This window comes from Streptomyces katrae (assembly GCF_000717655.1).
In the GTDB taxonomy this organism is placed as follows: domain Bacteria; phylum Actinomycetota; class Actinomycetes; order Streptomycetales; family Streptomycetaceae; genus Streptomyces; species Streptomyces katrae_B.
On sequence record NZ_JNZY01000039.1, the window covers coordinates 1 to 17,728 of the forward strand.

Here is a 17,728-nt window from a genome sequence, read left to right on the forward strand (position 1 = left end):
TCCCCGTCCTCGAGCCGGGCACCCACGACCTCGGTCATCGCCCGCACTTCCGAGCGCTGCGGGCCGAGCGCCTTCTGCCGGTAGAGCATCGTGTACAGCTCGTCGAGGAACGGCGGCGCCAGACCCGCGTAATTCGTGAAGCGCATTTCGTCCAGCAGCTGTGCCCTGACTTCCGCCGGACTTTCGTAGAACTCGTCCACGAAGGAAGGGAAGAACAACTCGTTCACGAATTTGCTGGTCTGGTACGTCTGCAGGCCGATCGACCGTACGAGCATCGTCACTTGACTTTGCGGCAGGTTCTCGTGCAGCGCGTAGAACATTTCCGCCGCGCTCTGCGCCCCGCCGACCACCACGGCCCGGACCGGCTCGTCCCGGGGAATCTCCGCGATCCGCGTCCGGTACTGCGCACTGTGAATCAGCCGGTCGTGCGGAAGTCCGGAGAACACCTCCGGTACGCGAGGGTCGCGGCCTCCGCCGACGACGAGGTCCCGGCAGCGGATCTCGTCCCCGTCCGTCAGCAGCACGCTCCACCCGGAGACGGAGCCGTCCGGCCCGCACACCGGATCCACCTGCGCCGCCCGCGCCCCGTAGCGGATCTCCACCCGCTCCAGCGACTTCGCGACCCACTGCAGGTAGTCCGAGAACTCCCACCGGAACGGGTGGAACGTCCCCAGGTTCACGAACTCGTCCAACCGCCCCTGCTCGTGCAGGAAATTGAGGAACGTGAACCTGCTCGACGGATTCCGCAACGTCACCAGGTCCTTCAGGAAGGACACCTGGCTCCGCGCCCACGGCATCAACAGATCACGCTGCCATGTGACGTCCGGACTCTGCTCCAACAGCAGCGTGCCGTCCGCCAATTCGGCCGAACCCGACTCCTCGACGGCCACCGCCAGCGCCAGATTCGCCGGACCCGCGCCGATCGCCAGAACACCGACCTCCCGAACAGTCACACTTCCCCCTCGATCGCAGTGATCCCAGTCCCGGACAGGCAGTAGCGAGGCTAGATTTCTGCCGTTCCCGAGAGATAGGGGAACTTGTCCCGTCGACTGGGGAATCTGGGAGGGGGAAGACGGGTCCCGTCAAGCGGGAGCGGCGGCCTGCAGGGCGTCCAGCCGCCGCAGGCCGGCCCGCCGTTGGACGACGGACAGCCCCGCGACCGCCGCTCCGAGCGCCAGCCAGCCCGCCGGCCCGGCCGCCATCACCGCGCCGGTCAGCAGCAGCGGCCCGGCGGACTTCTGGATGGACTGGGACATGCCCGCCACCCCCAGGTACGAGGCCCTCGCCTCCGGCGGCGCGAGGGAGACGGCCAGCTCCCAGGAGCTCACCGAGCGGATCAGCTCGGCCGCGGTGACCAGCACGGCCGCGGCCAGCAGGGTGACCGAGGCGGCCCAGGCCCCGTGTTCGGGGGTGAGGGCCAGGAGCGTGCAGCACGCGAGCGTCGTCAGCCCGTACAGCCCGACCGCCCGGGCGGCCTGGCGCGGCAGCCGGACCCGCGCCGACACGGTCAGCTGCAGGGCCACGACGAGGACGGTGTTGATGAAGAGGAAGGCGGGCACCACGGCGTGCGGTGCGTCGGTGTGGTCGACCAGCCACAGCGGCAGCCCGACGCCCAGGATCGAGTCGTCCAGGCACATCGGGATGTCCAGCAGGACGAACCTGAGGTATCCGCGGTCCCGCCACGGGTTCGCGGCGGCCGCCGGGCCCGTCGGGGCCGCGTCCCCGGTCCCGTCGGCCACCCGGGCACTCCCGTGGCCGGGGCGGTGGCCGTAGCCGCCCTGCTCCCGCGTGCGCCACACCAGCACCGCGGCGGCGAGGTACGACAGCGCGTTGCCCAGGATCAGGACGTGGTACGCCTCGCGGGTGCCCACGGCGAGACCGATGGCGGCGATGCCCGCGCCGATCGCGTAGCCGGCGTTCGCCGCGCTGCGCGACAACGCCTGGTACGTGGCGCGCTGCTCGCCCGCCGCCCGCGTGGCGAAGAGCATCTCCAGCATCTTGGACCCGCGCTCGCCGAGGGAGGTGACGGCGACCACGAGCAGCAGCACCTCGAAGCGGGTGATCACGAGCATCGCGCAGACCGCCCCGAGGCGCAGCAGGTGACTGCCGATCAGCAGCGCACGTACGGGGAAGCGGTCGGCCAGGTGGCCGGCCAGCGGGGACCCGGCGATGCCCGCCACACCCGCCGCGCCCAGCAGCAGGCCCAGCTGCCGGGCCTCCAGTCCGACCACGAAGGTGAAGAAGAGGACGCAGGACGCGGCCCAGACCCCGGTCCCGGTGCGGTCCAGCAGCTGGGCGAACAGCATGATGCGGGCGTCCCGGCCGCCGGGCGGGCGGCGCAACTGCGCCAGCAGCCCGGCTCCGTCCTGCCGGTCCTGCCGGTTCTCCGCACCGCGCCGCCAGATCATCCCGGGCCTCCGCATCCCCCGCCGAAAGTATCTCGATGTCGAGATACCTCGCGGTAGCCTGCCCGAGGTTAATCTTGACGTCAAGATAATTCTTGCGGTGGTCGACCACCGCCCCACCGCCTGCCGCCGGCCCGGCGATACGCTGATCGGCAGGGGCTGTCGAGGAGGGAACGTGACCGAGCGCAAGCCACCGGGCGTCAGTTTCGAGTCCTGGGTGGACCGGCAGATCAGGGAGGCCGCCGAGCGCGGCGAGTTCGAGAAGCTGCCCGGCTACGGCAAGCCGCTGGCCTCGATCGACGCCCCGTACGACGAGCTGTGGTGGATCCGGGACAAGATGCACCGCGAGGGGTTCGCCGCCCTGCCGCCGGCGCTCGCCCTGCGCAAAGAGGCCGAGGACGCCCTGGAGGCGGTCCGGACGGCGCCCTCGGAGCGCCGGGTGCGGGCCGTCCTCGCCGAGATCAACGAGAAGATCCGCGCAGCCCTGCGCAGGCCGCCGCCGGGGCCGCCCCTCCGGCTGACCGAATTCGACGTCGACGAGGTGCTCAGGACCTGGCGGGAGAGCCGGACCGACTGACGGCGCGCCCGGACGGCACACGCGGCTCTCCCGGCTGCGGACCACCGACAGTGCTACAAATGGTTCGTGACCCATCCTTGCAACCCGTGCCGGGGACGTCGGTGCGGTCACTGAGCAAAAAGCGCCCGCGCAGCGTCGCCCGACAGGTATTCGTCCTCCAGGTGGCGATCGTGGTGCTGCTCGCTGCCGGTGCGGTACTGGCGCTCGTACTCCAGTCGCGGCACGACGTCGACCGCGAGGCCCGCTCCCGCTCGGTGGCGGTCGCGCAGACGTTCGCCCATGCGCTCGGGCTGCGCGAGGCGCTCCGTTCCCCCGATCCCTCCAAGATCCTCCAGCCGCTCACCGAGGTGACGCGCAAGGATGCCGGAGTGGACTTCATCGTCGTGATGAACGACCAGGGCATCCGCTACACCCATCCGCTCCCCGACCGGATCGGAAAACAGTTCGTGGGCACCATCGCGCCCTCACTGGCAGGGCAGGTGTACACCGAGAGCGTGGAGGGTCCCCTGGGCCAGGAGATCCAGGCCGTGGTCCCCGTCTTCGTCGATCCCTACAAGGACGGCGGCCCGGTCGTGGCGCTGGTGTCGGCAGGCCTCACGGTGAAGAACGTCACCGGTGTGGCCGGCCGGCAACTCCCCGTCATCCTCGGCACCAGCGCGGCGGCCCTCGCCCTGGCCACCGCCGGCGCGGCCCTGATCAGCCGGCGCCTGAACCGGCAGACCCGCGGGCTCGGCCCGCTCGAGATGACCCGCATGTACGAGCACCACGACGCGGTGCTGCACTCCGTGCGCGAGGGGGTGCTGATCACCGACGGCGGCGGCCGCCTCCTCCTCGCCAACGACGAGGCGAAACGGCTGCTGCGGCTCCCGCCCGACGCGGAGGGCCAGCACATCCGGGAGCTGTCCGGGCTCGACCGGCAGATGGCCGACCTCCTGCTGTCCGGCCGGGTGGCCACCGACGAGGTGCACGAGGCCGGGGACCGGCTGCTCGTCATCAACCAGCGCCCGACCCGGCCCCGCGGCAGGCCCGAGGGCACGGCCGTCACCATCCGGGACTCCACCGAGATGCAGTTGCTCAGCACCCGGGCCGAGGCGGCCCGCAAACGGCTCAGGCTGCTCTACGACGCGGGCGTCGGCGTCGGCACCACCCTCGACGTGGAGCGGACGGCCCAGGAGCTCGCAGACGTCGCCGTACCCCGGTTCGCGGACTTCGTCACGGTCGACCTGGCCGAGCCCGTGCTCCTCGGCGACGAGCCCACCGCCGTCACGGCCGACCTGCGCCGCACCGGGGTCAGCGGCATCCGGGACGACGTACCGCTGTACCCGAAGGGCAGGCTGATCGACTTCGTGCCCTCGACGCCGCAGGCGCGCGGGCTCAGCAGCGGCCGCGCCGAGATGGTGACCGATCTGGCCGACGCTCCGGGCTGGCACGCCCAGGACCCGCCCCGGGCCCGGGCCATCGTCGAGTTCGGCGTCCATTCCCTGATCACCGCCCCCCTCAAGGCGCGCGGCGTCATCCTCGGGCTGGTCAACTTCTGGCGCTCCGAGAAGGAGCCCTTCGACGAGGAGGACCTGTCGCTGGCGGAGGAACTCGTCGCCCGGGCCGGGGTCACCATCGACAACGCGCGCCGCTACACCCGCGAGCACGCCCTGGCCGTGGCCCTCCAGCGCAGCCTCCTGCCGCGCGATCTGCCCGAGCAGAGCGCCGTGGAGGTCTCGCACTACTACCTGCCCGCGCAGTCCGGGGTGGGCGGCGACTGGTTCGACGTGATCCCGCTCCCGGGCAGCCGCGTCGCCCTCGTCGTCGGCGACGTCGTCGGGCACGGTCTGCACGCCGCCGCGGCCATGGGCCGGCTGCGTACGGCCGTACTGAACTTCTCGTCCCTGGACCTGCCGCCCGACGAGCTCCTCGCCCGCCTCGACGACCTCGTCCAGTACATCGACCAGAGCGTGGAGGGCGGCGGCGGCGAAGGCGGGCTGATCGGAGCCACCTGCCTGTACGCCGTGTACGACGCGGTGACCCAGCGCTGCACGGTGGCCCGGGCCGGCCACATGCCGCCGGCGGTGGTGCGCCCGGACGGCACGGTGGAGATCCCGGAGCTGCCCGCGGGGGCGCCGCTGGGGCTCGGCGGGTTCCCCTTCGAGTCGGCGGAGCTGGACCTGAGCGAGGGCACCCAGCTGGTGCTGTACACCGACGGGCTGATCGAGGAGCGCACCCGCGACATCGACGAGGGCCTCGCGCTGCTGCGTTCGGCCCTGGCCCACGCCGACCGCAAGCCCGAGGAGACCTGCCGGGCGGTCCTCGCGGAGCTGCTGCCGGTGCGCCCGCGCGACGACGTGGCCCTGCTGGTCGCGCGGACGTCGGCGCTGCCGGCGGACCGCATCGCCGAATGGGACGTGCCGTTCGAGCCGAGCGCGGTCGGGGCCATGCGGGCCGTCGCCGTGGAGAAGCTGGAGGAGTGGGGCCTGTCGGAGCTCGCCTTCGGGACGGAGCTGGTGCTGAGCGAGCTCATCACCAACGCGATCCGGCACGGCGCCGAGCCGGTCCGCGTACGGCTCCTGCACGACCGGGTGCTGACCTGCGAGGTCTTCGACGGCAGCAGCAGTTCGCCGCGGCTGCACTACGCGAAGACCACGGACGAGGGGGGCCGCGGCCTCTTCCTGGTGGCCCAGATCAGCCGCCGGTGGGGGGCCAGGTACACCCCGGAGGGCAAGGTCATCTGGTCCGAGCAGCCGCTGCCGGAACCCGAGGAGACCTGACCCCCGGCCGGTCGTCGGGCGGTCCGCGAGGTGCGTGCCTCAGCGGATCCGGCGCACCCGCTGGGTGGTGAGCTCGTACCGGGCGCCGACCACGGCCAGCTTCCCGGCCGTGACCCGGGCGGCCAGATCGGGTTCCGCCGCCAGCCGGGAGCGTACGAGCCGTACGTTCTCGGTGACCGCCGCATCGACGCGGGCCTCCCGGCGCAGGCTGCGGTCGACGGCCGGACGGATCTGCTGGGCCAGGTAGCGCAGGTGTCCGGGCAGTTGCTGTAGCCCCTCGGCGGCGCGGACCGCGGCGGTCACGGCCCCGCAGGACTGGTGCCCGAGCACCACGACCAGCGGGATCGCCAGCTCCACGACCCCGAACGCGATGCTTCCGAGCACCGCGTCGTCGAGGACCTCGCCGGCCGACCGTACGGTCATCAGATCGCCGAGCCCCTGGTCGAAGACCAGCTCCGGCGGGACGCGGGAGTCCACGCAGCCCAGGATGACGGCGAACGGATGCTGTCCCCCGACCAGCGCCTGCCGTACGGTCCGGGTGGCGTCGGGATGCGCCTCGTGGAACGTCCGCCAGCGGACGTTGCCGGCCGACAGCTCGCGCAGCGCCGCCTCGGGCGTGGCGGGCCGCGGGCCGTGCAGACCGGTACGGGCGCTGGGCGCCGTGGAGCCGTCCCCGGACGCCAGCCCGGCGCACAGGGCCACGGCACCGGTCAGGGCGCCCCGCACGAGTCCGCGCCGCCCGGGGATGCCCTCGGCCCGGTGGCGCTCGGCAAGGACGCTCATGCGGGCCCAAGATAGGGCCCTGCGGGGCCGGGGGCCGGAGGCAGGCCCGCCCTTGGGGAACTCTTGGGCAAACAGCGAGGCCGCCAGTCGTCCGCGCCCTGGATCGCAACGGAGAAGAAGGTGCCGTTCGTGCCGGCGATCACGCGGTCAAAGGCCGGGGGGATGCGGTTCGTGGCGCCGCAGCCGGGGTCGTGGTCGGTCCGGGGACTTCTGCCCACGGCCGGTCACCAGGGCCCGGCGGGCTGCTGGCCGCGGTCGAAGTACGCCACCAGGTCCGGGTCGAGCGGCGGTACCCGGCGGGGCGTGCCGCCGGCGCGCAGGGATTCGGTCGCCAGGCAGCCCACCGCGACCGCCATGCGGGCCGCGACCGGCGAGGTGTCCGTGGCTCCCCCGTGGCGTACGAAGCGCAGGAACTCGTCGATCAGGAGCGGATCGGCGCCGCCGTGCCCGCCCGCGGCCGCCGCGTCCGGGAGGGTGTGGGAGGCGTCCGGCTCGGCCCGGTACCCGGAGCGCCGGGCGTTCCACACCCGGACCTCGCCGCCGGGGCCGTCGCCGAAGTTCTCCAGGCGCCCGGCATCCCCGATGACGGTGTAGTTGCGCCAGTAGTCGGGGCTGAAATGGCACTGCTGGTAGGCGGCGAGCACGCCGTTGGCGAGGCGGAGGTTGAGCAGCGAGACGTCCTCGACGTCGATGACCGGGTTGAGGCCGCGCTGGGTGTGCGGGGGCCAGTGGCCGTCTTCCGTGTACCAGTCGTCGCCCTTGGGTTCGCCGGGCGCGCGGCGGTGCGGGTTGTCCCCGTAGACCATCAGGTCGCCCATCGCCTGGACGTCGTCGGTGTAGGCGCCGGCCAGCCAGTGCAGGACGTCGATGTCGTGCGCGGCCTTCTGGAGCAGCAGGCCGGTGGTGTACCGGCGCTCGGCGTGCCAGTCCTTGAAGTACCAGTCGCCGCCGTAGCCCACGAAGTGCCGGACCCAGACCGTCCTGACCCGGCCGATCTCGCCGGCCGCGATCAACGCGCGCATCGTCCGCACCACGGGCATGTGCCGCATGTTGTGCCCGACGTACAGGCGGGTGCCCGTCTCGCGGGCGGTGCGCAGGATCTCGTCGCAGCGGTCCACCGAGATGTCGAGCGGCTTCTCGACGAATACGGGCTTGCGGGCGACGAGTGCCTGGCAGGCCAGGCCGGCGTGGGTGTGGTCGGGGGTCAGCACGAGGACGGCGTCGACCTCGGGGTCCTCGATCACCGCCCGGTGGCCGGCGGTGACGTACGCGCCCGGGAAGGCGGCGGCGGCATCCGCCCGGGCCCGCGGATCGGGGTCCGCGACGGCGGTGACCGCCGACCCGCGGCCGGGCCGGTGCGCCGTGCGCGCAATGCTGCCGCGCAGCCCGAATCCGAGGACGCCGATACGAAGGTCAGTCATGGCCGACTCCCTTCCCGTCCCGGCCGCGTTCATCCGCCCGGCGGAGCACCGGATGCCGCCCGTGCCCCGCCGGGGCAGGCTGTGGGCAAGGCCAGCCACCACCGCACAGACGAGGACCGCGCCATGTCCCACAGCCGGCGTATCGGCGTCATCACCGCGGCCGCAGCACTACTGCTGACCGCCACCGCCTGCTCGGGCCTGGGCCGGAGCACCGTCGGCATGCTCACCTTCCGCGGCCACGACTCGCCGGTCGAGCTGAGCTACTCCAACACGTCGGTGAACGGATGCCACAAGATCGCCCTCCCGAGGGGCGCCACCCACGTCGAGAACAACACCCTCGTCGACGTCGTCCTGTACCGGACGGAGGACTGCAAGAAGCTCGACGGCGGCGACGGCATCTACGTGGCGACCACGCTCTCGAACGTGACGGCCCCGGTCAGCCTCCCCTGGCGCAGCTTCAGCGTCATCCACTGACCCGCGCGGCCGTCACGGCGTCAGGGCTGCGACCGTGGGTGCCACCGTTGCGAAGAGGTCGGCGATCGTGGTGAGGCTCGCCGACTGGAGGGTGGTGGCCGGGATCAGCGTGCCGTCGGGCGCCGTGAGCGTGCGCGTCGCGGTGGCCTCGGCCACGACGGTCGGGCGGTAGCCCAGGTTGAAGGCGCCCTCGGCGGTGAAGGTGACGCACATGTGGGTCATGAACCCGGCGATCACCAGGTCCGGTCCGGCGCCGAGCCCCCGCAGGGTCTTCTCCAGCTCGGTGGCGTGGAAGGCGTTCGGGAACTGCTTGACCACGACCGGTTCCCCGTCGAGCGGCGCGACCTCGGCGCTGATGGCGCCGATCTCGGCCCCGATGTCGTACGGGGTCCCCTCGCCGCCGTCGTTGACGACGTGTACGACCGGCGCTCCGGCGGCCCGGCCCGCGGCCAGCAGACGCGCGCCCGCTGCCAGGGCCTGCTGCGCGCCTTCCAGGGCCATCACACCGGTCAGGTAGGTGTTCTGGAAGTCGACCATGATCAGGGTGGACTCGGCCAGGCGGGGCAGCGTGCCCGGCAGGCCGATGACATCGCGCAGGGTGGCGGACGCGGTGGATGCAGACATGGGTGAACCGTCCTCGGATCGGAAACGGGCACGGCAAAGCCGCGGCCGCGGCGCGGGAGCGCCGGGCAGGGGATGGGTGGAAACGGTCAGTTGGCGGTGCGGAAGCGGCGGCGGTACGCCGCCGGGGTCGTGGCGATCTGCTTGCGGAAGGCGCGGTGCAGGGTCTCCACCGAGCCCAGCCCTGCGGCCGCGGCGACCTGCTCCAGGGGCTGGTCGGTGGTCTCGAGCAGCCGGCGGGCGGCTTCCACCCGTACCGCCTCCACGTAGGCGGCGGGGCTGGTGCCCAGCTCCTTGCGGAAGATCCGGGCGAAATGGCGCTCGCTCACGGACATCCGGGCCGCGAGGGCGGCCGCGGAGAGGTCCTCGCCGAGGTGTTCGGTGATGAAGACCCGCAGTGCGTCGATGTCCCTGCGGGAGGCCGCCGGGCGGCTGAGCGGAACGCTGAACTGGCTCTGGCCGCCCTGCCTCTTGAGGTACATCACCAGCTGCCGGGCGACCCCGAGGGCCAGTTCCTCGCCGTGGTCCTCGGCCACCAGGGCCAGCGTCAGGTCCATGCAGGCGCTGATCCCGGCCCCGGTCCACACCCGGCCCGACCGGACGAAGATCGGGTCCGGATCGACCTCGACCTGCGGGTGGTCGGCCGCCAGCTGGGCGGCGGTGGACCAGTGGGTGGTGGCCCTGCGCCCGTCCAGCAGGCCGGCCGCCGCCAGCAGGTGCGCGCCGACGCACACCGACGCCACGCGCCGGGCGTGCGGGGCGGTGGCGGCGATCCACCGGACCACCTCGTCGTCGACGCGGGCGACCGGGCCGTCCTCCTCCGGCTCGACGGCGCCGGGCACCACGAGGGTGTCCACGGCGGCGCCGACCTCGGCGAAGGAGAGGTCGGTGACCAGCCGGACGCCGGCCGACGTGGTGACGTGTCCGCCGTCCGGGCCCGCCAGGCGTACGTCGTACAGCCTGCGCCCGGCCTCCCGGCTCGCGAGGGCGAAGACCTCGGCGGGGCCGGTGACGTCGAGCAGGTCGACATCGGGGAAGACCGCGATCACGACGCGGTGGGGCGTGGACATGCGTCCATCCTGGCCTCGCGGCCGCATGTCCGCAATGACGGTTCTCTGTCACATCCGGACAGCAGGGTGCCGACTGGAGCATGCCCCGTGCGGCGCGGACCCCGGCACCGGACGACGGGAGGCGTCGGATGGGCGGGCTGGACGTACGCATGCGGGGGGTCGCCTGCCGCCACGGCCGGGTCGAGGCGGTCGCCGAGGTGGATCCGGAGATCGCGGCGGGCGAGCGCGTCGCACGGTCAACAGGCGGGTTCCCATGCCCTGTTGTGGCCTACGACACATGTGGTTTTGTCCGGTGATGCCAATTCCCGGCGCCCCTCTGCAGCGGCCTCGAGAGGGATGCGACGATGAGCCCGCCATGACCCAGGGACGATGTCGTCGTGCGGTACGGGCTGCGATGTTCGCGGCCACCTGCGTGCTGCTCGCCTCTCTCGCCCACATCCTCATGACGGGGACGACGGTCCGCTGGTGGGCCGTGGCGGCGGCCCCGGGCGCCACCGGCGCGTTCGCCTGGTTCCTCGCCGGGCGCGAACGCGGCCTCCCGGCCGTCATCTCGGCGACGGTCGCCGTCCCGGCCGCACTGCACACCGGGTTCTCCCCGGCCGAGGCGGCCGTTCAGCCGTCCGCGCCGGTACGCGCCGCCGGCCACGCCCATCGCGCCGCGCACGCGACGACCGACGGCAGCGTGGCCATGCACATGCTGATGCAGATGCCGATGCCCGTGCGGATGCCGGTGCGGACGACCGTGCCCGCCGGACACGACCTGGGCTCCGTGTCACCGACCGGCACGCCGGCCGCGCACCTGCTCGCCGCCCTGCTCTGCGGGCTCTGGCGCGCATCCGGGGAGCGGGGCGCATCCCGGATCCTGCGCGCCGTGGCCGGTCTGCTCCTCGTACCGCTGCGGCCGCCCCTGCGCCTCCCCGCGCCCCCTCACCGGCCGCGCCCGCGCCCCCGCCGCGGCCTCGGATCGCGCCGTCTGCACGGGCTCTTGCTTGTCCACGCCCTCACCTCACGGGGTCCGCCCCTCGGGACCGCTGTCAGCTGACAGCCGGCTCACCGACGCGCGCGACGCAGCCGCGCCGCCCGCCTCGGTCATCGGCCTCGCCGTCCGGCAGGCCGTACCGCTCACCGGCCCGCCGCGCCCCGCAGTCGCAGGGCGTGCGCGGCGCCGGCTCCGGATCACGGATTCCCAGAAGGACATCAGGCGATGACCCCTGCCCTCCCTCCCCGTCCGACCGCCGCCGAGACGACGACGGCACCCGCACGGCGTACGGACGGTGCCGACGAGTCGACCACCCTGCTGGCGCTCGCCGCGCGCGACGGCGACCCCGATGCGGTGGACCGCTTCGTACGCGCCCTGCACCGTGACGTCCGGCGCTACGTCGCGTACCTCAGCGCCGATCCGCAGGCGGCGGACGACCTCACGCAGGAGACGTTCCTGCGCGCCCTCGGGGGCCTGCACCGCTTCGAGGGCCGCTCCTCCGCCCGCACCTGGCTGCTGTCCATCGCCCGGCGCACCGTCATCGACAGCCTCCGCCACAAGGCGGCCCGTCCCAGGATCTCGGACCGGGACGACTGGCAGACCGCCGCCGAACGGACGCAGCCGCGCGGCCTGCCCGGGTTCGAGGACGGAATCGCCCTCGCCGAGCTGCTGGGCACGATCCCCGCCGAACGCCGTGACGTCTTCGTCCTCACGCAGATCCTGGGCCTCCCCTACGCCGAGGCGGCGACCGCCCTCGGCTGCCCGATCGGCACGATCCGCTCCCGCGTGGCCCGCGCCCGTACGTCGCTCATGGAACTCCTCACGGACGCCGAAGCGCCGGCCCTCGCGGCTTCGGCCGCCTGACCGCCACCGGCCGGGCAGGCTCCTGCCCCGGTCCGACTTCCCGGTGCCTACCCGCCCTTCAGCCGCCGGACGACCTCGTCGGACACGCGCCGCTGGAGGTCGGCGAGTTGCTCGGGGGTGTATGCGGTGAGGTCGCCCGGGGCCCCGGCGCCGCCCGTGCCCTGCTCCTTCTGTTTCTGTTCCTCCTGCTCCCTGCGCCGGAGTTCCTGCTCCTCCGGCGAGCCGGGGGCCGCGTACGCGCACCGGATGAGCGCTCCGTCGGCGGCCTTCAGACAGGTCGCCTCGCGCCCGTCCGGCTGGCCCCTGCCCTCCACCCGGTAGCGGATGTTCTGCTCGCTGCCGACCGTCGCCATCCAGGTGCTGCCGCCGGTGGGGACGACCTCGAAGACCCTGTCGTCGTTGTAGCAACAGACGTCCCGGTACTCGGCCTTGATCAGTGCGACGAGCGCCTTGGGCGAGGCCCACGTCGGACTGAGCCGGTGGACGGTCATCGGGGCGAGCCCGCCGCCCTGATGGCGGGTCGGCACGGTCGACACGGCCACCACCGAGCTGGCCGCCCCCTGCGGGGTGAGCGGGGTGACGTACGCGCTGCTTCCGGTCGCGTCGCGGTACTGGAGGGCGAACTCGGACTCGTTGCCCTCGTTGGCGCCGTCCTCGGACGCGTCCCAGCCACTGCGTTCGAACCACCAGTCGCTGAAGCTGCCGACCGCGGCCGTTCCCTCCCGCTGCCGGGCCGCGAGGCTCAGCGGATAGGACGGGCCGGGTACCGCGGCCGTGTCGTCGGTGAGGGTGAGCTTCCCGGTCCGCCCGTCGTAGAGCGCGAGCCCGGCGGGCCGTTCCGTCACCACCAGGATCCCGGTCTGGCGCTTGAGGGGGACGACCACGATCGGGGTGTCGCCCGAGCAGGTCACGTACGCGTCGTCGGCCTCGAAGCGCAGCCAGCGCTTCTGTGCCGAGATCTTCCGGCCGAGATTGTGGGTGAACCAGCCGCCGATCCGTGCGTCCGCCCTCTCCACGTCGAACGAACAGCGCTGCCGGCTGCGGCTGTTGCCGCCGAGCGGAATGTCCTGCACCAGGCCGACCTCGTAGCCGGACAGCCAGCCCCGTCGTTCCACCAGGGTCGCGAACCGGTCCGAGTCGGGCAGGTACGTGATGTCGGATATCTCGCCGGTGACATCGCCGAGGTGCGGCGCGGCCTGTGCCTTTCCGACCACGTAGGGCGCACGGGCCGCCAGCCCGGGCACCGGCTCGGCCACGATCTCCACGTTCTGCATGTACGCGCGATCCTGGAGGTAGGAGCCGTACACCAGCCACCAGAGCGTGATGCCCAGCCCGAGGATGCCGCCCAGCCATCCGAGGGCCACGGCCGCACCCCCGCTCCCACGGCCGGCGCCGCCCTGCTGGTCGCGCTTGCCCCGGAGCGCCTTCACCACCAGCCACAGCAGGGTGATGAGGACGGCGGTCAGCAGCGGCGCAGCCAGCCACGAGAGGATCTTCCGGAGTTCCCAGACCATGATCGTGGTGGCGTACGAGGCCCACCAGAAGAACAGACCCAACAGAAGGACGGGGATCCCCACCCGCAGTGCCCGGCCCATCAGCGCCCCCGACGTCGAATTGCTCCATGTGCGCGACCGCGTACCCCGCGTGTGTACCCCGCACCGCGGCGGACCAGTCACTCGCCGCATCGTCACGGGCGCCACCGCCATACCCTCTCTTCTCCGCCACCCGCAAGGCTTCAGCGGGAAAATCCTTGATGACGCACTAGACTGGCCGGTTGTTTGGCGCTGGACCGGAACAACCCGGGCAGACCTGGGCTCCGCCAGCGACCCGGACCTCCTTCCGGGACCGAGACGCGAGGGCCGATGGCAGCCACACCTGAGCGCGGTGAAATGACCCTGCTCGACGACGGGGACCCGTACGACGAGTCCGGCAAATCCGCCCGGTTCTCGGCCGGGCCCGCCGCCCCGACGCGCACCCTCGTGGACATCTTCGAGGCCTCCGTACGGGCCTGCCCCGACGAGCTCGCCCTGGACGACGGCACCGTCCGGCTGACCTACCGGGCGCTGGCGGCCGAGGTCGGACGCCGCAGGCGCGCCCTCGAGGCCGCGGGGGTGGGCCTCGGCGACCGGGTCGGCGTACGCGTGCCGTCCGGGACCAACGAGCTGTACGCGGCCATCCTCGCCGTGCTCGCCGCCGGCGCCGCCTATGTGCCGGTCGATGCCGAGGACCCCGACGAGCGGGCCGAGCTGGTCTTCGCCGAGGCAGGGGTGCGGGCGGTGCTGGGCGCCGGAGGGCGCATCGACGCCACCGGCCCCGCGGACGCCGCCGTGCCGGCCGCGCGGCCCGGTCCCGAGCACGACGCGTGGATCATCTTCACCTCCGGTTCCACCGGCAAGCCCAAGGGCGTCGCCGTCAGCCACCGCAGCGCCGCCGCGTTCGTGGACGCCGAGGCCGCGCTGTTCCTCACCGACGAGCCGATCGGCCCCGGCGACCGGGTCATGGCCGGCCTGTCCGTCGCCTTCGACGCCTCCTGCGAGGAGATGTGGCTGGCCTGGCGCTACGGCGCCTGCCTGGTGCCCGTCCCCCGCTCCCAGGTACGCAGCGGCGCCGACCTCGGCCCCTGGCTGGTGGACCAGGAGATCACCGTGGTCTCCACCGTGCCGACCCTGGCCGCGCTCTGGGAGCCCGAAGCCCTCAACGAGGTCCGGCTGCTGATCTTCGGCGGTGAGGCCTGCCCGCCCGAGCTGACCCAGCGCCTGGTCACCGAGGGCCGCGAGGTCTGGAACACCTACGGCCCCACCGAGGCCACCGTCGTCGCCTGCGCCTCGCTCCTGACCGGGGAGGAGCCGATCCGGATCGGCCTCCCGCTGAACGGCTGGGAACTGGCCGTGGTCGACGAGTCCGGCCAGCCGGTGCCGATGGGCGGCAGCGGCCAGCTCGTGATCGGCGGCGTCGGCCTGGCCCGCTATCTCGACCCCGAGAAGGACGCCGAGAAGTACGCCCCGCTGGAATCCCTCGGCTGGAAGCGCGCCTACCGCAGCGGCGATCTGGTGCGCGCGGAACCCGAGGGGCTCGTCTTCCTCGGCCGCGGCGACGAGCAGATCAAGCTCGGCGGCCGCCGGATCGAGCTGGGCGAGGTGGACGCCGCGCTCCAGGCCCTGCCGGGGGTGGCCGGCGCCGCCGCGGCCGTCCGTACGGCGCGCAGCGGCAACCAGCTGCTCGTCGGCTACCTGGTCGCCCAGGAGGGCTGGGACCACGCGGCGGCCGTCGAGCGGCTGCGCGCCGAGCTGCCCGCGGCCCTCGTTCCGCTGCTCGCGCCGGTCGACGAGCTGCCGACCCGCACCTCCGGCAAGGTGGACCGCGACGCCCTGCCCTGGCCGCTACCCGAGCTGGAGACCACGGGCCCGGCGGAACAGCTGTACGGCACCGAGGCCTGGCTCGCCGAGCAGTGGAGCGAGACCCTCGGGGTGGCCGTCACGAGCGCCGCCGACGACTTCTTCGCGATCGGCGGCAGCAGCCTCGCCGCCGCGCAGCTCACCACCCGGCTGCGCACCCGCTACCCGCGGGCGGCCGTCCTCGACATCTACCAGCAGCCGACCCTGCGCAAGCTGGCCCGGCGGCTGGAGAAGTCCGTACGGGACGACGACGCGGCCCGGACCGTCGTGCCCGTTCCGCTGCGGACCAAGGTGGTGCAGTCGCTCCTGCTGCTGCCGCTGTTCACCCTGGTCGGCCTGCGCTGGACGGTGGCGCTGCTGGCCCTCGGCAACGCACTGCACTGGTTCGGCGCTTATCCGTGGGCGCCGACCGCCTCGTGGTGGTTCGTCGTCCCCGGTGCGGCGCTGCTCTTCAGCCCGCCGGGCCGGCTCGCGATCGCGGCCGGCGGCGCGCGGCTGCTGCTGCGCGGGGTGAAGGCGGGGCGCTACCCGCGCGGCGGCAGCGTGCACCTGAGGCTGTGGACGGCCGAGCGGCTCGCCGAGTACGTCGGCGCGACCTCGCTCACCGGTTCCTGGCTGGAGCGGTACGCGCGGGCGCTCGGCGCCAAGGTCGGCCCCCAGGTGGACCTGCACTCGCTGCCGCCGGTGACGGGCATGCTCAAGCTCGGCCGCGGCAGCGCCGTGGAGTCCGAGGTGGACCTGTGCGGGCACTGGCTGGACGGGGACCGGCTCGAGATCGGCCCGGTCAAGGTCGGCGCGGGCGCGGTGGTCGGCACCCGCAGCATGCTGTTCCCCGGTGCGCGGGTCGGCAAGCGGGCCGAGGTGGCCCCCGGCTCCGCGGTGGTCGGGCAGATTCCGACCGGCCAGCGCTGGGCCGGCGCGCCCGCCGTGAAGCTCGGCAGGGCCAAGCGGAACTGGCCCAAGGAGCGCCCGCCGCGCGGGCTCCCGTGGCGGGCCGCGTACGGGGCGGCCGGTTTCGGTCTGACGGCGCTGCCGGTGCTCGCCACCGTGCCGGCGCTGCTCGTGGTGAGCCGGTTCGTGCCCGCCGGCGCCGGGCTCGTGGAGGCGCTGCGCGGAGCCCTGATCGCCCTGGTGCCCGGGGCGCTCGCGTACGGGTTCACTTACGCGCTGCTCCTGCTGGTCCCCGTACGTCTGCTCAGCCTCGGGCTGCGCACCGGGACCCATCCGACGCACAGCCGGGTCGGCTGGCAGGCCTGGACCGTCACCCAGCTGATGGACCTGTCCCGCGAGACGCTCTTCCCGCTGTACGCCGGGCTGATCACGCCGGTGTGGCTGCGGCTGCTCGGCATGAAGATCGGCCGGGGCGCGGAGGTGTCGACCGTGCTCGCGCTGCCGAGCCTCACCACCGTCGGCGAAGGCGCCTTCCTCGCCGACGACACCCTGACCGCGCCCTACGAGCTGGGCGGCGGCTGGATGCGGATCGGCCACTCCGAGATCGGCCGACGGGCGTTCCTCGGCAACTCCGGCATGACCGCGCCGGGCCGCACCGTACCGGACGACGGGCTGGTCGGCGTGCTGTCGGCGACCCCGAAGAAGGCCAAGAAGGGCAGTTCGTACCTGGGCCTGCCGCCGGTCCGGCTGCCGCGGTCCGCGGCCGACGCCGACCGGAGCCGGACGTACGACCCGCCGGCGCGGCTGCTGTGGGCGCGCGGGCTGGTGGAGCTGTGCCGGATGGTCCCGGTGTTCTGCTCGGCCGCGCTGGCCGTCCTCACCGTGGCGGCGCTCTGCGCGCTGAGCACGGCGAGCGGGCTCGGGACCTGGGAAGCCGCGCTGCTGTCCGGAGTGGTGCTGCTGAGCGCCGGTGTGGCGGCGGGCGCGGTGTCCGTGGCCGCGAAGTGGCTGCTCGTGGGCCGGCACCGGGCGGGCGAGCACCCGCTGTGGAGCAGCTTCGTATGGCGCAACGAGCTGGCCGACACGTTCGTCGAGGTGCTGGCCGTGCCGTGGCTGGCGGGTCCGGTGCCCGGTACGCCGCTGCTGAACCTGTGGCTGCGCGGGCTCGGGGCGCGGATCGGCCGGGGCGTGTGGTGCGAGAGCTACTGGCTGCCCGAGACGGACCTGGTGGTGCTGGGCGATGCGGTCAGCGTGAACCGTGGCTGCGTGTTGCAGACACACCTCTTCCACGACCGGATCTTGAGGACGGATACTGTGGTCCTCCGTGAGGGCGCCACCCTGGGCCCGGGCGGAATCGTCCTGCCCGGAAGCACGGTCGGGGCCCACAGCACACTGGGTCCGGCCTCCCTCGTGATGGCCGGGGAATCCGTCCCCGCCGACACGCGTTGGCTGGGCAACCCGATCGAGGCATGGCGGACCTGACAAGGGC

13 protein-coding genes are annotated in these 17,728 nt (G+C 73.3%); 6 read left to right on the forward strand and 7 right to left on the reverse strand.

Annotation, left to right across the window (positions count from 1 at the left end):
• Both IF09_RS0132175 and IF09_RS0132180 read right to left on the reverse strand, forming a co-directional pair.
• Positions 1 to 953: SidA/IucD/PvdA family monooxygenase (locus tag IF09_RS0132175; RefSeq protein ID WP_030301818.1), on the reverse strand; the 953-nt coding region annotated here is incomplete at its 3' end.
• Positions 954 to 1,082: 129 nt separating this feature from the next.
• Positions 1,083 to 2,408, reverse strand: a complete 1,326-nt coding sequence (locus tag IF09_RS0132180; protein WP_234321225.1) for an MFS transporter — start codon at positions 2,406 to 2,408, stop codon at positions 1,083 to 1,085.
• Positions 2,409 to 2,580: 172 nt separating this feature from the next.
• On the opposite strand from IF09_RS0132180, the gene IF09_RS0132185 reads away from it, so the two are divergent.
• Entirely contained in the window at positions 2,581 to 2,982 is a 402-nt protein-coding gene (locus IF09_RS0132185; protein WP_030301820.1) for a DUF1992 domain-containing protein, read from the forward strand.
• Positions 2,983 to 3,041: 59 nt separating this feature from the next.
• Positions 3,042 to 5,741: a SpoIIE family protein phosphatase/ATP-binding protein gene (locus IF09_RS0132190; protein WP_051833247.1), complete on the forward strand. Its 2,700-nt coding sequence runs from the start codon at positions 3,042 to 3,044 to the stop codon at positions 5,739 to 5,741.
• Between the two features lie 39 nt (positions 5,742 to 5,780).
• Here IF09_RS0132190 and IF09_RS0132195 read toward each other — a convergent pair whose 3' ends face one another.
• Both IF09_RS0132195 and IF09_RS0132200 read right to left on the reverse strand, forming a co-directional pair.
• Positions 5,781 to 6,524: a carbonic anhydrase gene (locus IF09_RS0132195; protein ID WP_030301822.1), complete on the reverse strand. Its 744-nt coding sequence runs from the start codon at positions 6,522 to 6,524 to the stop codon at positions 5,781 to 5,783.
• 224 nt (positions 6,525 to 6,748) lie between these two features.
• Complete coding sequence (locus IF09_RS0132200; RefSeq protein WP_030301823.1) at positions 6,749 to 7,945, reverse strand: Gfo/Idh/MocA family protein; 1,197 nt, start codon at positions 7,943 to 7,945, stop codon at positions 6,749 to 6,751.
• A gap of 123 nt (positions 7,946 to 8,068) precedes the next feature.
• Here IF09_RS0132200 and IF09_RS0132205 point away from each other — a divergent pair, with 123 nt between their 5' ends.
• Complete coding sequence (locus tag IF09_RS0132205) at positions 8,069 to 8,419, forward strand: hypothetical protein (RefSeq protein WP_030301824.1); 351 nt, start codon at positions 8,069 to 8,071, stop codon at positions 8,417 to 8,419.
• Positions 8,420 to 8,431: 12 nt separating this feature from the next.
• On the opposite strand, the gene IF09_RS0132210 is transcribed toward IF09_RS0132205, so the two are convergent.
• Positions 8,432 to 9,043: an isochorismatase family protein gene (locus IF09_RS0132210; protein WP_030301825.1), complete on the reverse strand. Its 612-nt coding sequence runs from the start codon at positions 9,041 to 9,043 to the stop codon at positions 8,432 to 8,434.
• Between the two features lie 86 nt (positions 9,044 to 9,129).
• Positions 9,130 to 10,110, reverse strand: a complete 981-nt coding sequence (locus tag IF09_RS0132215) for a GlxA family transcriptional regulator (protein WP_030301826.1) — start codon at positions 10,108 to 10,110, stop codon at positions 9,130 to 9,132.
• Positions 10,111 to 10,465: 355 nt separating this feature from the next.
• Between IF09_RS0132215 and IF09_RS0132220 the strand changes: the two genes are divergently transcribed.
• Positions 10,466 to 11,152 (forward strand): hypothetical protein, encoded by a 687-nt coding sequence (locus IF09_RS0132220; RefSeq protein WP_051833249.1) that lies wholly within the window; start codon positions 10,466 to 10,468, stop codon positions 11,150 to 11,152.
• Between the two features lie 162 nt (positions 11,153 to 11,314).
• Positions 11,315 to 11,953 carry a sigma-70 family RNA polymerase sigma factor gene (locus tag IF09_RS0132225; RefSeq protein WP_030301829.1) on the forward strand — a complete coding sequence of 213 codons (639 nt, stop codon included), beginning with the start codon at positions 11,315 to 11,317 and terminating at the stop codon, positions 11,951 to 11,953.
• 47 nt (positions 11,954 to 12,000) lie between these two features.
• Here the strand turns inward: IF09_RS0132225 and IF09_RS0132230 are convergent, their stop codons facing one another.
• Positions 12,001 to 13,548 carry a hypothetical protein gene (locus IF09_RS0132230; RefSeq protein ID WP_030301830.1) on the reverse strand — a complete coding sequence of 516 codons (1,548 nt, stop codon included), beginning with the start codon at positions 13,546 to 13,548 and terminating at the stop codon, positions 12,001 to 12,003.
• A gap of 267 nt (positions 13,549 to 13,815) precedes the next feature.
• Between IF09_RS0132230 and IF09_RS0132235 the strand changes: the two genes are divergently transcribed.
• Positions 13,816 to 17,721 carry a Pls/PosA family non-ribosomal peptide synthetase gene (locus IF09_RS0132235; RefSeq protein WP_030301832.1) on the forward strand — a complete coding sequence of 1,302 codons (3,906 nt, stop codon included), beginning with the start codon at positions 13,816 to 13,818 and terminating at the stop codon, positions 17,719 to 17,721.
• Positions 17,722 to 17,728 lie beyond the last annotated feature (7 nt).

Bases quoted from the DNA above. Each gene is read 5' to 3' on its own strand.
- IF09_RS0132205 (WP_030301824.1), top strand. From the start codon at position 8,069: ATGTCCCACAGCCGGCGTATCGGCGTCATCACCGCGGCCGCAGCACTA.
- IF09_RS0132190 (WP_051833247.1), top strand. From the start codon at position 3,042: ATGGTTCGTGACCCATCCTTGCAACCCGTGCCGGGGACGTCGGTGCGG.
- IF09_RS0132235 (WP_030301832.1), top strand. From the start codon at position 13,816: ATGGCAGCCACACCTGAGCGCGGTGAAATGACCCTGCTCGACGACGGG.
- IF09_RS0132210 (WP_030301825.1), bottom strand. From the start codon at position 9,043: ATGTCTGCATCCACCGCGTCCGCCACCCTGCGCGATGTCATCGGCCTG.
- IF09_RS0132215 (WP_030301826.1), bottom strand. From the start codon at position 10,110: ATGTCCACGCCCCACCGCGTCGTGATCGCGGTCTTCCCCGATGTCGAC.
- IF09_RS0132200 (WP_030301823.1), bottom strand. From the start codon at position 7,945: ATGACTGACCTTCGTATCGGCGTCCTCGGATTCGGGCTGCGCGGCAGC.
- IF09_RS0132180 (WP_234321225.1), bottom strand. From the start codon at position 2,408: ATGATCTGGCGGCGCGGTGCGGAGAACCGGCAGGACCGGCAGGACGGA.
- IF09_RS0132220 (WP_051833249.1), top strand. From the start codon at position 10,466: ATGACCCAGGGACGATGTCGTCGTGCGGTACGGGCTGCGATGTTCGCG.
- IF09_RS0132195 (WP_030301822.1), bottom strand. From the start codon at position 6,524: ATGAGCGTCCTTGCCGAGCGCCACCGGGCCGAGGGCATCCCCGGGCGG.
- IF09_RS0132230 (WP_030301830.1), bottom strand. From the start codon at position 13,548: ATGGGCCGGGCACTGCGGGTGGGGATCCCCGTCCTTCTGTTGGGTCTG.
- IF09_RS0132225 (WP_030301829.1), top strand. From the start codon at position 11,315: ATGACCCCTGCCCTCCCTCCCCGTCCGACCGCCGCCGAGACGACGACG.